The sequence below is a fragment of the Enterococcus sp. AZ163 genome (genome assembly GCF_050498925.1).
Lineage (GTDB): Bacteria > Bacillota > Bacilli > Lactobacillales > Enterococcaceae > Enterococcus_A > Enterococcus_A ferrettii.
In genome coordinates this window covers 1,418,576-1,432,732 of the sequence record NZ_JBIPAO010000001.1, presented here as the reverse complement: position 1 = coordinate 1,432,732, position 14,157 = coordinate 1,418,576, and the positions used below count along the sequence as shown (strand labels likewise).

Here is a 14,157-nt window from a genome sequence, read left to right as displayed (position 1 = left end):
TCATACTTTTTATCCATAAAGCGCAAAAAGGAGAGTTTCATGAAATTAAAGGAATTGCTGGCTCAAGGAGAATTAAAAACAAGTAAAATTTTGACTAAAGATATCGGACTAGAAAACGATGTAGAATCTGCAATGGTTTTAGAGGCCATGGATATTGAAAACTGGAGCAAAAAGAATCAATTAATCCTAACTTCCTTTTATGCCTTCAATGGCGTACCTGAGGACGATCTAGAGGAATTCTTCAGTAAAATGCAACAAATTGGTGTCAGCGGTTTAGTGGTAAAGATGGACCGTCTCATTAAGATCATCCCCAAGTGGGTAATCGAGCTTTCCTTTAAATACGAAATCCCTTTGATCAAGATCGCCCAAGAAGTCAGTTACGAAAAAATCCTATTGACTATTTATGAGCCCTTGTTAAATTATCAAACCCATATTTTGCGTACCTATTACGAAGTACGCCAACGTTTTACTAAGCTAGAGCGCAGCTACCCTTCACTAGAGCAGATTATGGAAGAGTTTTATCAGATAATTAATTACCCTTGCAATCTAAAACTGATTGATAAACAGCAAGAAATTTACTTTGGTAAAGTTCCTAAAAATGATGTGGTGCTGAATCGTGAGAGCTTAGCGAGTGGTGAGTTTACTAAAAATGACTACACACTGCTGACACTTTTTTCTCAGCAGGAAGGTAAGACCCGCTCGGCTTTAGAGGTAAGTCTATTCAATCCATACTCCAGCAACTGCCTGCTGTTGGTTTACTTGGATCAACCCGAGGTAAAGGAAACCGATTTAATGATTATTGAAAATACGATTGATGTACTGCAAGAAAAATTCAACACAGAGTATTTGTTAAAAAAAGAACGTTATGAACGACTGAATAACTTAGCAGATGCTATTTTACAAAATACGCCCAACAACCTGGAAGAGCTGGAAAGTCTATTGAAGGAAGCCGATATGAATCAGTACACTTTTTATCAAGCGATCGCCTTTCCGACTAAAACACCAGAAGCTCAGCTGATTAAAGATCGCACATTAAATTTGTTGAAGACCTTGAAATCCAAATCGATCTTCTTTGATCATCACAACTATTCCCTGATTCTACTTAATTTCGATCAGGAAAAAGGTATTGCTAAAACTGACGTTAAACGTTTGTTAACAGAAATATTAGAATTTCATCCGGCGATGACGTTTGTCTTAAGTAGCTTAAAACGCAAACATGAATTGAAGGAAATCTTAATGGAGTGTTTAGATATTTTGAATTTCAGTGAGGAATTTTATCACGACGATGTAGTGGAATTAGCGGATATCGGTATCTTTCGGCATTTCATTCGTAGTGAGCAGCTTGAGATGATTGATGAATTGGTACCAGCTAAATTACTGGCTTTGTCGCAGGAAAGCTACGATCTTTTCGAAACCTTTTACCAATTTTTGCACAACAATCGCAATTATAAACAAACAGCAGAAGCCATGTTTCTGCACTCGAAAACGATTCGCTACCGTTTGACAAAGATTGAACAGTTTCTATCAATCGAATTGGATGACCCTTTGCAGGTAATGAATCATGAAATCGGTACGTATATTATTAAGATGAGGAGAAACGCCATTGAAAAAAACAATCACCCTAACTAATGGTGCAGCCGTAGATATCTATCCAACTGATTCCCAACAAAAGATGGTCTTATATTTTCACGGCGGCGGTTTGATCTATGGATCGAAAAATGATTTGCCCAGCGGGTTACGAGATCTTTTTTTAGCAAAAGATTGTACTGTATTAGCAGTGGATTATTTATTGGCACCCAACAGCACATTATCAGAAATTATGAATGCTTTAGAAGAAAGCTTCTATTTATTGAAAGAATCGGTGATTGGTAACCGACCTTTTGGTTTTTGCGGTCGCTCTGCCGGTGGTTATTTGATGCTTCTGTTAACTAAACGTTTGTTGGCTAAGCAACTATCGCCAGATTTTCTAATCAATTTTTACGGCTACACAGATTTGTCTTTTATTCAAAACGAGCGTCAACTGTTGCCGCTGACTATTGAAGAGAAACAGATTGCAACAGTAGGTCTAGAAGGAACCATTTGGGACGATCCACTGTTGACTCGTTTTTTACTTTATCATTATGCAGTGCAGCAAAATCTGCTGCTGGAGTATTATGACGTTGATTCTATTGAAGAATTTTCTGTTGCTGATGCAGACTTGGCAAAATTCCCACGTATCTTCAGCAGTGCGAGTACTTCCGATAAAGAAATTCCTTTCAGTTACAGCAAAAAAATTGCTCGCTTGATTCCTGACAGCTGCTTCAAACCAGTCTATTATTTAGACCATGATTTTCTAAAAGAGAGCGACAATCTTGAGGTTCAGAAAGTTCTGCACGCTTTAGAGGAATGGCTGTAATAAAAAAATCCTCCTTCGACTGAGACATCAGTGTGCGGGAGGATTTCATATTTACAGTTTTCTATTCGATCTCTTTAAATACAGTTTAATGTTAAAACGGATTATAAAAACGTCCGCCATTGACTCTAAACAGCAATAGGCTGACCGCAAACAGTAGAATACTACCTAGCATCAAGATATAGTCCTTATTCTTGAAGGGTTGATCCACATACCACGTACGCTTTTTCTTTTGACCAAAGCGGCGCAGTTCCATGGCAGTACTAATGGTTTCAATCCGATCGAGACTAGAGAAAATCAGTGGCAGCACTATTTGGGCTGTACCTTTCAATCGTTGAGATAGCTTGCCCTTTTTCGACATTTCGAAACCGCGGGCCTGCTGCGCTTGAGAGATACTAAAGAAATCTTCTTGAATATCAGGAATATAGCGCAAAGCTAAGGAAACTGCATAGCTGATTTTATAGCTTAAGCCGATTTTATTGAGACTGGCCGCAAACGAGCTGGGGTTCGTCGTTAATAAAAAGACTAAGGCCAAGGGAATCGTACAAAAATACTTCAACACTAAATTAAATAAGTAGAACAGCTGCTCTTGCGTCAAGGTAAAGCGACCGATTCCTTCCAAAATCACATGGCGGCTGCCATACAAATGAACCCCATATTCCGGTTCAAAAATGTAAACTGCCAGCAGATTCAACACAGAAAAGAAAAAGATAAACTTCATAACGAAGGAAATCTGATGCCACTTGATATTCGCCAGCTTAAACAAGACCAATGAAAAGATACTGACAACCAACAAATACCGAGTATCATAAGTAGTCATACAAGCAACTGAAACTAACAGCAGAAACACTAGCTTAGCAGTAGCATTCAACCCGTGAATCACCGTATTGTCGGGATGATACCCCAAAGTTTGATGTTCGTTCATCGTTGGCGCACCTCCCGATCATAATGGATAAATTTACGTGTAAAAGTAATCGGGTCCTGCAAACCAATCTTTTCCGCAAAGGTAAACAGGCTAGTCTCCTTCAATGAAGACTGCTCCACCAGCTCTCTTGAGGTCAGTACGTCGATTGGTGTGGTGTCCATCAAGACTCTCCCGCCACCGATGACTAAAGCCCGATCACTGTATTCCAGCATTAGATGCATGTCGTGAGTGATCATAACTACTGTTTTACCTAATTTGTTTAATTCTTCAATAAAGCACATCATTTCAGTATAATTGCGAAAATCCTGACCAGCAGTTGGTTCATCAAGAATGATCATTTCTGGTTCTAGCACTAAAATAGCCGCAATCGTCACGCGTTTCTTTTGTCCATAGCTTAGGGCTGCAATTGGCCAGTTTCTAAATGGATACAAGCCGCAAACTTTTAAGGCATGCTCTACTCGTTCTTTGATTGCTGTTTCAGAAACACCCCGAAGAACTAGTCCCAAAGCTACTTCATCGAAAATCATTTTCTTCGAAATCATTTGATTAGGGTTCTGCATGACATAACCGATTTTATCAGCGCGTTCCTTAATTGATTCCTTGGTAATATCCTGCCCATTCCACAGCATTTGTCCATCAGGCGAGATAAAGCCGCAAATTGCTTTGAACAAAGTTGATTTACCTGCACCATTTTTACCAACGATACTAATGCGTTCACCTTTATGAATAGTGGCTGACAGATGATCAATTACTAGTGGATCCTGCTTGCGATAACGATAGGTTAGATCAGATAATTCCAATAGCGATTCGCCTTGTTGAGAGGTGCTTAGATCAAAATGCTCCGCCTCCCAAGCCACCATCTTATCCTTAATTTCCTTACCACTCAAAGCTGCAAGATTGGCCAAATGATCAACTTTTTCTAAATCCACCTTGGCATACTTCATAGCTGTTACATACAATGGCTCGCGAATTCCATTTTCCGCTAAAACTGAAGATCGCAATAGTTCATCTGGTTTCATGTCAGCTACTATCTCACCTTCATTAAAAACGATCACACGATCCACTGGCTGATCCAGCACATCCTCTAAACGATGTTCAATAATCACTACTGTTGCTTTAGAATCTTTATGCAGCCGATCAATCAAAGCAATCGCTTCTTTACCAGCTGATGGATCAAGATTCGCTAAGGGCTCATCAAACAACAAAATCGGTGCTTCATTGATTAATACGCCAGCCATGGACACCCGCTGCTTCTGACCACCTGATAAATCCTGAGGCCGTTTGTCCAAATGTCCATCTATATCCACGACTTCCGCCCAGCGCGCCACCTGTTCATGCATCTGTACCTGAGCCACCGCATCATTCTCTAAAACAAAGGCAATATCCTCAGCTACCGTTAAACCAATAAATTGGCCATCTGTATCCTGCAGGACCGTTCCGGTGCTAAAGGACAGCTCAAACAACGAACTATCCACAATATTTTTCCCATCAACCACAACTTCTCCTTGAATGGTTCCTTCATATTGATTAGGAATCAGACCATTAATACAATGGGCAAAGGTCGATTTGCCGCTGCCAGAGGGACCGACTACCAGAACCTTTTCTCCCTCATTGATGGTGACAGTTAAATTCTTCAAGGTTGGTTCCGATTGACTATGGTATTGAAAGGTAAAATTATTTAATGCAATCATCGGTTTCGTCATATTTTTTCTCCTTGAGCAATAAAACGCAGAAAAGCCGAGTGCTAGGCACCCGGCTAGCGACAGCTAGTCCTTTTTCAGACTTCCTTGTTTGGTTTGTGTCGCTGCGTAAGCTTTCATTAATAATGTACCAATAACTCCTACTGCCAAAGCATTTACCACGACCGATACAACACCTTGGGTATAGACTTTATTCGCAGGTTCGCTATAAATGATAACATCTAACGTTGGAGCTAACAAGCCCCAGACGACTGCATTAGAAAGCACTTGAAAAATATTGAAATAAATAATTTCTTTTTTGCCAAAAATACCATGCTGCAAATCAATTTTGCGACCAACAAAACCGAAGATTAAACCAAGCACACCTGAACAAATAATCCAGCTCCACCAAGCACTGCCGTACGTTGTGAAATCTTTTAAGGTATGGCCGATAAAACCGATTAAGGCACCCGCCACTGGTCCATAAATGACGGACATCAAGGCTAAGAACGGATAGGCCGTCTCAATGTTGGTATTTGGAATCCCAGTTGGAATCACCACAAAACGTCCGAGAATAACAAATACTGCTGAGCCAATCCCAATGGCTACGATTGTTTTTACTGAAAATTCTTTTTTCACACTTATTCCTCCTCAAAAATGATTCGTGGTGCTTTACGCAACTCAATCTTCCAGTCTGTCCCTGTACCGATGTGATACAAGTCCGAGAAAGAGTCCTGATTGACCGCGACGCCAATGTTCACCAATGAATTGATATAAACCAATGGTTCCCCGACATTCACATCAGCAAAAGACTTTGCAAATTTCATAATGTTTTGATAGACCTTTTTACCTTGATGGAAAATGGTTACTTGTAACATATTCCCATGCTGAATACCTTCGTTTTTAAAGTAGTCCAGTGGAATATTGGTCCATAGTGAACCAAATCTTACATCTAATACATCAATACTGCCGCTTAAGATATGATGGCCTTCATGCTTCGCTTCCACAATCTCCAATTCCGCAATACTATCATTAGAAACAACACTGCCTAATTCTTCAAAGGTAATTTCACCACTAGCTAAGCGAGCACCATTGTAAGCATAAATATCTCGACCGTGGAAAGTATGGCTTTCCTCCGAATGAGGCAGACGACTTTTCACTTCGTCGATTGCTCGAACTTCTTCGATACCTTCATAATGCTTAATGTGAGTTAGTGATCCATTGTCTGGCGTAATCACGTAATGACCTGACTTTGTTTTGCAGACAATACTGCGGCGAGCACTGCCCACACCAGGGTCAACCACTGAAACAAAAACTGTTCCTGCCGGCCAATATTTGACCGTTTGATATAAGCGATAGGATGCTACCCAAATATCGTATGGAGGGATATCATGCGTTAAATCACTAATTGTAATCTCTGGACTCACCATATGAGCCACACCGTACATGGCGCTGACTGCACCATCACCTAAACCAAAATCTGTTTGCAACACTAAATATTTTCCCATAACAGCCTCCAATTGAACGAAATTTCATAACTTTCTGAAATATCTTATAATTTCGGCTCCAAAAAAGCAACTGATTTTTGCGATAAATCGTAGAAATATTCGTGAATTACTAAAATCTGTCCGAAATCGATACATTTTTCCATCTCATCGCTCGTAACCAAAGGATTCACATCTAATTATTCACGAATTGAGTCTATCATCATTAGAGTTTTCCCATACTGAGAAATAACAAGTTCATATCTTTGTAAGCTCTGTAAAAAACCTATAATATATAAAATATCTTAAGATAAAGGAGGAAATGACAATGAAAACATTAGACTATATTGCACTTGGATTATTGATCGTTGGCGGCTTAAACTGGCTATTAGTAGGTTTATTCGAATATGATTTGGTAGCAGCTATCGCAGGTGGTCCGGCAACAGCTTTCGCAAAAATTATTTACGTAATTGTTGGAATCTGTGCTATCTATTGCTTACGCTTCTTCCCACTTATCTCGCGCTCAGCTGAAGTTAGAGACACAAACACGCACATGTAAAAATGAATAATACGTTAGGTTGTTGGGGCAGTCCGTTCCAGCAATCTTTTTTTATGCTCAGGCTACTCATCTGAGAACCCATCTAGCTCAAAGGAGATTGCGACCATCGCTTCTCCAAAGCCCCAAGCCATCCACTCCGAATCACTATAAATTGCCATGCATCTTTTGATAAAGCCTGGATGTGCTTGACTCTTCTGATTTTTGTTAATCCCTGTTACAGCCTTGTCGTACACTGAAATGATCGCTGAATAGAAGGTCTCGGATATATCTCCATACATATTGGTAAATTCGACCCCGCATTCGACAAAAAACAACTGTAGATCAATCCTATTTTCCGGTTGACGGCAAATTCCTAGCCCTTTCTTTAACAAGACCTTCGCTTCTGGTAATGAGAAACCAGCTGACATTGATTTTGGGAAAAATATCCGATAGATTTTTTCTTTATATTCCTCAGCAATTCCTTTTTCGTAATCCTCCTCACGATAAGCAACGTTGATTATTTCCTTGACTTCCTTCGACTGCTTGTACAAATCTACGACTAGCTGCTGCAGCTGCTTTTCATCCATCGTTTTTAAGTGTTTTTTCAACTGTGGAATGGTCCATGGTTTCATTTATTTGCTCCCTTCTGTTGATAAGCTATTCCTTGATCTTCACACCATTCTTTGGCGATTTCCAACATAGCTTGTGCCTTGAAGTCATACCATCCTTGGCTAATGCCTAACTCCTCGATTGTATCTTTAAAATAGCGAAAGGCTCCTTTGCCGTGTATAGCTTGCTCTAAGCAATTTTGCATCATATCATTGGATAATTGATCAATGAAATCTTCCATCATGCCATATTCATTTATCTCATAACGATTAGACAGCGAAGCGTAGTCCTCCAGATGTTCCCAATATTTAATAATTTCAGCAACAGCTTCCCTTTCCCAATCCTGACACTCCGTCAGACCCTTTTCTCCATCATCCACTGCTTCAGCCAAAGCATAATACTCTGTTTCTAGATAAACAAAATCGCCTGTCTTCTTATGGACAAACTTATCTACTTCATCAAATTGCATATCCATTTCTTCTGCTAAATCTTTTAATTGAAGCATCCTGCACACCCCCTTCTATTATCTTTCAATCAAAAATATTTGTCTATGCAAAAAAAACACCAGCAACCGCAGCTGCTGATGTTAGTTTTATATTTAAACTTTTTGATTTCTTTTCATCATATAGAAGTAAACAGGAATTCCCAATGCAGTAATCAGCAATCCAACCATTGCTAACGAGAATTGATTAATCAGCGTCATGATTAATATGAAGATTCCACCAATAATCGCAATTGCTGGGATAATCGGATACAACGGTACCTTATAGGGTCTATGCAAATCTGGTTCGGTTTTACGCAGCTTGATAACAGCAACAAAAACTAACGTATAGAAAATCCAGATCACGAAGACTAACATATCGGTTAACAAATCAAACCCGCCTACCATCATCATACCAATCGCAATAACTAACTCTAAAATACCAGCAATGTAAGGAACAGAATTCCGATTCAATTTAGCTAACTGTTTAGAAAATGGCAATTGTTTTTCAATCCCCATAGTATACGGCAAACGCATACCTGTCATAGTATAGCCGTTAATAGTTCCGTAAACTGAAACTAAGATACCAATCGTTACTAAACGGCCTCCCATACCGCCGAAAATACGTCCAGCAACTTCCATTGCTGCATTTTCGTTACCTGCTAATTCAGGAATTGCCATAGTTTTTAAGTAAGCCCAGTTTACTAATAAGTAAACTACCATGATTCCTAAAATCCCGCCAGCAATTGCACGAGGTAAGTCTTTAGCCGGTTTTTTTAGTTCTCCTGCCAAATTACCTACGTGAATCCAGCCGTCATAAGCAAACATAGTTGCCAATAATCCAGCACCTAATGCTGGAGCAAAACCGCCTACATTGGCACCTGCCTGAACTGGAAACAGACTAACTTCAACCGCCCCTTGACGCATCAACCCGAAAATAACGATCAGAGCTAATGGGATTAGTTTAAAGACCAATGTAACCGATTGGAACATACCGCCAGCTTTGGAGCCTAAAAAATTAATTAACATGATGGAGGCTGCTGCCACAATAGCAATTGGAATAATCGTTCCATCACCTAATCCAAATAGATTCTTAAATTGAGTAGCAAAGATAATCGACAGAGCTGCTACATTAGCTGGGAAATAAATAATTACTTGTGCCCACCCTAATAGAAAACTAGGAAATTTCCCATATGCACGTTCAATATAACGCAGCATCCCACCTGTCTCTGGAATAGCTGCTGCTAACTCTGCTCCGGTCAATCCAGCACAGACACTGATTAGTCCTCCTAAGAACCAAGACAGCATATGCATACTGGTTGAACCAGTTACCGCAGCAACACTGGCTGCTTTAAAAAATACTCCTGCCCCGATTACTGTACCCATTACTGTGGATAGTGCTGGGAAGAAGGTCATCGTTCGTTTTAATTCACCTTCTTGGGTTGCTGGTGAAGAAGCAACATCTTGTTGGTTCGTTTCCATGCTTTTCCCCCTCATTTGACTATTTACAACGACAAGCCGCTATCGCAAAAATTAATAAGTGCTGCTTACGAATGACACACGGCGTTTTTAGTCTGCTAAACATTTTATCACGCGAGGCAGAAAAAGATGGTGTTTTGCTCGGAACACTCACCTTTTTCTTAGCAGCGCCTCATGGTTTTCTTAATGATAAGTGGTTCGTTATTTTGCTACCATTCCTTCAGTTTCAAACTTTTTCTCTAGACGCATTAGCATTTCATCAGTCATGCGTTCTAAATCATAGCTTGGAGTAAAGTTCCATTCATCAACCGCACAATGGCAATCAATTGAGTTTGGCCAAGATTCAGCAATGCCCTGACGAACGGGATCCACTTCATAATGCATTTCAAATTCTGGAATACGTTTTTTGATGGCTGCTGCAATTTCTTCTGGTGCAAAGGACATTGCTGTGATATTAAAGGCATTGCGATGGTCCAAGCGATCTGAATCAGCATTCATTAAATCAACGATCGCATCAATTGCATCATCCATATACATCATATCCATATAGGTCCCTTCAGCAATAAAGGATTTGTAGGATTTGTTTTTTAAAGCTTCGTAAAAAATGTCCACCGCATAGTCAGTCGTTCCTCCACCTGGTTCAACTTTGTAAGAAATTAGCCCTGGGAAGCGGACAGAGCGAGTGTCTACTCCGTATTTATCATGGTAATAATTCTCCAATAATTCACCAGCAACCTTGGTTACACCATACATAGTAGTGGGATGCATCACTGTATCCTGCGGTGTACTATCCGGTTCAGCGTCTGGGCCATAAGCTGCGATGGAAGATGGTGCAAAGAATTTAATGCCTTCACCTAATTCGCGAGCAACCTCCAACCCATTCATCAAACCGCCCATATTCAATTGCCAAGCAAAAGCTGGACGTTGTTCAGCAGTAGCCGACAATAGGGCTGCTAAATGAATAATTGTGTCTACCTCATACCGTTTTGCCATATCTAAGAAGCTATCGTAATCTTGTACATCCAAAGTCTCAAATTGTCCATTTTCAACAGTTGGGTTGTTGTCAGGCTTACGGATGTCTGTTGCAATAACACTGTCAACACCTAAGTCACGACGTAAACGTTCGGTTAATTCTGATCCAATTTGTCCTAAAGCTCCAGTAATCAATACACGTTTCATAATAAAATACTTCCCTTCTTTAGTTGAGTATTATCTTTATTAAATAATTTCTAATTCGTTGCCAACCTGTTCGTATATCTTAATAGCGTCATCTAACATTTCTTTAGTATGACCAGCATTTGGCATGTTACGTACACGACCAGTTCCTAAAGGTACAGTCGGATAAACAATTGGCTTCGCATAGACACCGTTTTCAATTAATTTTTTAGAAAATTCTTGCGCTAGTTTTTCATCTCCAACAATGACTGGTGTGATCGGCGTTTCCGATTTACCAATGTCATAACCGATACGTTTCAATTCTTGCTTGAAGTAATTGGCATTATCCCAAAGCTTTTCCACATATTCTGGATGTTCCTGAATCAATTCAATAGCCTTAATTGATGCTCCCGCTGCTCCTGGTGTTAAAGAGGTAGAAAACAGGAATGGGCGTGCTTGGGATTTTAACCAAGTAATCAATTCTTTTGTCCCCGCTACATAACCGCCGACTACTCCAATTCCTTTAGACAAGGTACCCATTTGAAAGTCGATATGGTCTTGCATGCCAAAATGCTTCACTGTTCCAGCACCCTTGCCCATAACACCTGTTCCATGCGCATCATCTACATAGGTAATCACATTGTATCTTTCACAAATTTCAACAATTTCTGAAATCTTTGCTACATCACCATCCATCGAAAATACGCCATCAGTGATATACATCACTTTATTATATTCACCGCTTTCAGTTGACTCTTTGGCTTTCTTTTCTAAATCCTCCATATCCTGATGATTTACTCGGATAATTTTAGCTCCAGATAAGCGGCAGCCATCAATGATGGAGGCATGATTCAATTCATCAGAAAGAATGGCATCCCCTTTTTTCATAACTGCTGAAATAGCACCCATGTTGCAATTGAAACCCGATTGAAAAGCTATTGCTGCTTCAGTTCCTTTAAATTCAGCAATTTTTTCTTCTAATTGACGGTGAATAGCCAATGTTCCATTAATAGTACGTACTGCACCAGCACCTGCTCCGTATTTTTCTGTTGCGTCAACATCAGCTTCAATTAGTTCCGGCCTAGTCGCAAATCCTAAATAATTATTTGAAGCTAAGTTGATTAGTTCTTTCCCATTGATGGTTATTTTTGGACCATTGCTTCCTTCAATAACATCGATTGTATTGAACAGTCCTTTTTCTCTTAATTCGTTTAGATTTGTTTCAAGAAACTGATCAAGTACTTTTGAACTCATTTCGATTCCTCCATTACTTTATTTTACGGGTGATTGCGTTGTCGAATTATCGTTATCTTTTCAAGTGATCAATTTAGAAAAGATAACAAATCGATTCAATAAACTGTTTTAATGTCACCTACATCCGTAGTATATATTCTTATTGTCAACGCTTACAACATTTGCGCATTCAAATTCTTTGAATTATAATAAATAACTTGTCCCATTCTAAGGTTTCTTATTTTAAAACGATCATCTGCTTATCTGTTTACTCAATAAAAGCTCGAAAAATAAATATATTTTGATTAGAATTCATCAAATAAAAAAGCGATTGTTTTCACAATCGCCTAATCATTGTTGTATAAAATAGCTTTATAATCACTTTGCATGGGTCTAATTCGTTTCACAAAAAGGTTATTTTTTATCACATACAAATGAGAAATTTTATCTGATTTTTCTGACAAAACATTGCTAATAAACCGCTTTCTTTTTCTCATTCTAAAAAGAATTCACTAAGTTTTTTTGCCATAAAAGACTATTTAACATTTATCTCATCGTTGAATGACCAAAAATGACAGGTTATTGCAGCAAAATCCATGAAAAATTCCCTAATGTCTGGCAAAATTATCCCTATTTTGTAGCAATTATTAGAAGCTATTTAATTTTTTTCATTATTCCATTTAGCCTAAAACATACCTTTACGCATTTCAAACTTAATTTAGTTAGACAAATTAATCCAGAGATCCCGCCGATTTTAATGCTAACAACTAATACTCATTATCGATTTTTTTACCTATTAAAGGGGACCTCATTTTCTCATTGTAGTTCTCTTTTCTATTCTTTAGATCAGGTAACTTCGTCAAAAGTCTTTATTTTGAATCTATTTCAAATTGGATGGATGGATTTCTGAAGCTTCATTTGAAAATTTTCTTATGCTATCTTTTTCTATTAGATTGAATGGCATTTGGGTTGTTTTGAAATGGAGATACGGTCATTGCCTTGAGCCACTCTTAATCAGGGTAATAACGACTTTGTCTTACCTTATTAGCTGTTAACCGCTGAATTTCTTTGCGAATCATCCAAAAGAAAATTACTGTACCCAATAAGCTTGAATTTAGAATCAATTGCTTCATTATAATCCCTCCTAATTTTATGAAAGTGGACGGCTGGAATCGAACCAGCAGCTCCAAAAAGTATGAAACAAACGATCGTTATAGGTACCATAGAGAGTATAAATACCAATTTCATCCACAACTTACTTATGAATTAACTATAGCTGAAAGATATTATACAAGGGATAAGATTGTTAGAAGAAAAAGAGAATAATGCTAAATAATTGCTTAACGAAACCATAAGCTAAGAAGCCCAAATTTTAAGAAATTCTCTTATCCTAAGTGAAAAGAACAAAACAAACTTTTCATCGCAGGGAGTGGTTTCCTTCCGCTTTTTAACTAGAATAGTTAATATGTCACGTTATATGATAAAAATTAAGTCTAATCACGCTAGTTGCTTAAGTGGTTTATAGGTCATTTCATCCTTTTTATTTCAATACGCAAAAAGCAGCAACCTAAAAAAAAGCTGCTGCTAATCCGATTAACTCGCTACAGAATAGTTGCTATCTACAGCGAATCTTTTTCTTGGTCTTCTTTTGCTGCTCTCGTTTCTTTAATTAGAAGCAAAATATCGTCATATGCTTGCTGTACCCGATCTAACCATTCCTTAGTCACTACTCCCTCTAACTTCTGTTCCAACATAACTACACCCTCATCTAACGTCTCAGCATAAACTACAGGCAACCAAGCGCCATCCTTTTGAATGAAGTAGTAAATTTGCTTAGCTTCCAGAGATAATGAACTGGACAAATGAGTTAAGCCAGTGAAATCACTGGGCTGTCTTTTATAGGGAGTCAAATAAACAAAATAGCCTCCTTCTTCGAATGCATACCAGCTCACCTCCAATTTCCATCCATACTGCTGAACAATTTTGTGGATATTTTTCATACTGTTGTTTTGCTTATACCCTTTTCTGTATAGCTTTTTCTCATTACTGGGTACAAACAAAATTCACCTCCTAAAATTTTCTTTTTGATACGCCCCACAATAATAAGAGAACGTATTCTTAGAAATTCTAAAGGCAGTTTTTCCACTCTGATATGAAATTTCAAAAAAGGAACTATTTAGAT

General features: G+C 38.6%; 14 protein-coding genes. 3 read left to right on the top strand and 11 right to left on the bottom strand.

Annotation, left to right across the window (positions count from 1 at the left end; genetic code table 11):
• Nucleotides 1-39: 39 nt before the first annotated feature.
• Nucleotides 40-1,629, top strand: coding sequence for a PucR family transcriptional regulator (locus IGI46_RS06895; protein WP_207703801.1), 1,590 nt, complete (start codon nucleotides 40-42; stop codon nucleotides 1,627-1,629).
• Nucleotides 1,604-2,395, top strand: coding sequence for an alpha/beta hydrolase (locus tag IGI46_RS06890; protein ID WP_429962613.1), 792 nt, complete (start codon nucleotides 1,604-1,606; stop codon nucleotides 2,393-2,395). The genes IGI46_RS06895 and IGI46_RS06890 overlap by 26 nt, the downstream gene beginning before the upstream one ends.
• 91 nt (nucleotides 2,396-2,486) lie before the next feature.
• On the opposite strand, the gene IGI46_RS06885 is transcribed toward IGI46_RS06890, so the two are convergent.
• The 4 genes from IGI46_RS06885 to IGI46_RS06870 all read right to left on the bottom strand — a co-directional run bounded on the left by IGI46_RS06885 (nucleotide 2,487) and on the right by IGI46_RS06870 (nucleotide 6,504).
• Nucleotides 2,487-3,317: an energy-coupling factor transporter transmembrane component T family protein gene (locus IGI46_RS06885; protein ID WP_207703799.1), complete on the bottom strand. Its 831-nt coding sequence runs from the start codon at nucleotides 3,315-3,317 to the stop codon at nucleotides 2,487-2,489.
• Nucleotides 3,314-5,020 (bottom strand): ABC transporter ATP-binding protein, encoded by a 1,707-nt coding sequence (locus IGI46_RS06880; protein ID WP_429962612.1) that lies wholly within the window; start codon nucleotides 5,018-5,020, stop codon nucleotides 3,314-3,316. The genes IGI46_RS06885 and IGI46_RS06880 overlap by 4 nt, the downstream gene beginning before the upstream one ends.
• Nucleotides 5,021-5,083: 63 nt before the next feature.
• Complete coding sequence (locus tag IGI46_RS06875) at nucleotides 5,084-5,635, bottom strand: ECF-type riboflavin transporter substrate-binding protein (protein ID WP_207703797.1); 552 nt, start codon at nucleotides 5,633-5,635, stop codon at nucleotides 5,084-5,086.
• Between the two features lie 2 nt (nucleotides 5,636-5,637).
• Nucleotides 5,638-6,504, bottom strand: coding sequence for an SAM hydrolase/SAM-dependent halogenase family protein (locus tag IGI46_RS06870; protein WP_207703796.1), 867 nt, complete (start codon nucleotides 6,502-6,504; stop codon nucleotides 5,638-5,640).
• Between the two features lie 304 nt (nucleotides 6,505-6,808).
• On the opposite strand from IGI46_RS06870, the gene IGI46_RS06865 reads away from it, so the two are divergent.
• Entirely contained in the window at nucleotides 6,809-7,039 is a 231-nt protein-coding gene (locus tag IGI46_RS06865) for a DUF378 domain-containing protein (protein WP_207703816.1), read from the top strand.
• Nucleotides 7,040-7,101: 62 nt separating this feature from the next.
• Here IGI46_RS06865 and IGI46_RS06860 read toward each other — a convergent pair whose 3' ends face one another.
• From IGI46_RS06860 to IGI46_RS06830, 7 genes are all read right to left on the bottom strand, one after another.
• On the bottom strand, nucleotides 7,102-7,650 hold the full coding sequence (locus IGI46_RS06860) for a DUF6155 family protein (RefSeq protein ID WP_207703795.1): 549 nt from the start codon (nucleotides 7,648-7,650) through the stop codon (nucleotides 7,102-7,104).
• Entirely contained in the window at nucleotides 7,647-8,132 is a 486-nt protein-coding gene (locus tag IGI46_RS06855; RefSeq protein ID WP_429962611.1) for a hypothetical protein, read from the bottom strand. The genes IGI46_RS06860 and IGI46_RS06855 overlap by 4 nt, the downstream gene beginning before the upstream one ends.
• Nucleotides 8,133-8,225: 93 nt before the next feature.
• The gene (locus IGI46_RS06850) at nucleotides 8,226-9,590 is read right to left on the bottom strand and encodes an APC family permease (RefSeq protein ID WP_207703792.1); all 1,365 of its coding nucleotides are present in this window, start codon (nucleotides 9,588-9,590) and stop codon (nucleotides 8,226-8,228) included.
• Nucleotides 9,591-9,788: 198 nt separating this feature from the next.
• On the bottom strand, nucleotides 9,789-10,766 hold the full coding sequence (locus IGI46_RS06845; protein ID WP_207703791.1) for an NAD-dependent epimerase/dehydratase family protein: 978 nt from the start codon (nucleotides 10,764-10,766) through the stop codon (nucleotides 9,789-9,791).
• A 39-nt stretch (nucleotides 10,767-10,805) separates the two neighbouring features.
• Nucleotides 10,806-11,996: a glycine C-acetyltransferase gene (locus IGI46_RS06840; RefSeq protein ID WP_429962610.1), complete on the bottom strand. Its 1,191-nt coding sequence runs from the start codon at nucleotides 11,994-11,996 to the stop codon at nucleotides 10,806-10,808.
• A 989-nt stretch (nucleotides 11,997-12,985) separates the two neighbouring features.
• On the bottom strand, nucleotides 12,986-13,108 hold the full coding sequence (locus IGI46_RS06835) for a hypothetical protein (RefSeq protein ID WP_429962609.1): 123 nt from the start codon (nucleotides 13,106-13,108) through the stop codon (nucleotides 12,986-12,988).
• A 486-nt stretch (nucleotides 13,109-13,594) separates the two neighbouring features.
• Nucleotides 13,595-14,035 carry a hypothetical protein gene (locus IGI46_RS06830; protein WP_429962608.1) on the bottom strand — a complete coding sequence of 147 codons (441 nt, stop codon included), beginning with the start codon at nucleotides 14,033-14,035 and terminating at the stop codon, nucleotides 13,595-13,597.
• Nucleotides 14,036-14,157: the final 122 nt, after the last annotated feature.

Bases quoted from the DNA above. Each gene is read 5' to 3' on its own strand.
- IGI46_RS06895 (WP_207703801.1), top strand. From the start codon at position 40: ATGAAATTAAAGGAATTGCTGGCTCAAGGAGAATTAAAAACAAGTAAA.
- IGI46_RS06885 (WP_207703799.1), bottom strand. From the start codon at position 3,317: ATGAACGAACATCAAACTTTGGGGTATCATCCCGACAATACGGTGATT.
- IGI46_RS06880 (WP_429962612.1), bottom strand. From the start codon at position 5,020: ATGACGAAACCGATGATTGCATTAAATAATTTTACCTTTCAATACCAT.
- IGI46_RS06870 (WP_207703796.1), bottom strand. From the start codon at position 6,504: ATGGGAAAATATTTAGTGTTGCAAACAGATTTTGGTTTAGGTGATGGT.
- IGI46_RS06865 (WP_207703816.1), top strand. From the start codon at position 6,809: ATGAAAACATTAGACTATATTGCACTTGGATTATTGATCGTTGGCGGC.
- IGI46_RS06860 (WP_207703795.1), bottom strand. From the start codon at position 7,650: ATGAAACCATGGACCATTCCACAGTTGAAAAAACACTTAAAAACGATG.
- IGI46_RS06855 (WP_429962611.1), bottom strand. From the start codon at position 8,132: ATGCTTCAATTAAAAGATTTAGCAGAAGAAATGGATATGCAATTTGAT.
- IGI46_RS06850 (WP_207703792.1), bottom strand. From the start codon at position 9,590: ATGGAAACGAACCAACAAGATGTTGCTTCTTCACCAGCAACCCAAGAA.
- IGI46_RS06845 (WP_207703791.1), bottom strand. From the start codon at position 10,766: ATGAAACGTGTATTGATTACTGGAGCTTTAGGACAAATTGGATCAGAA.
- IGI46_RS06840 (WP_429962610.1), bottom strand. From the start codon at position 11,996: ATGAGTTCAAAAGTACTTGATCAGTTTCTTGAAACAAATCTAAACGAA.
- IGI46_RS06835 (WP_429962609.1), bottom strand. From the start codon at position 13,108: ATGAAGCAATTGATTCTAAATTCAAGCTTATTGGGTACAGTAATTTTC.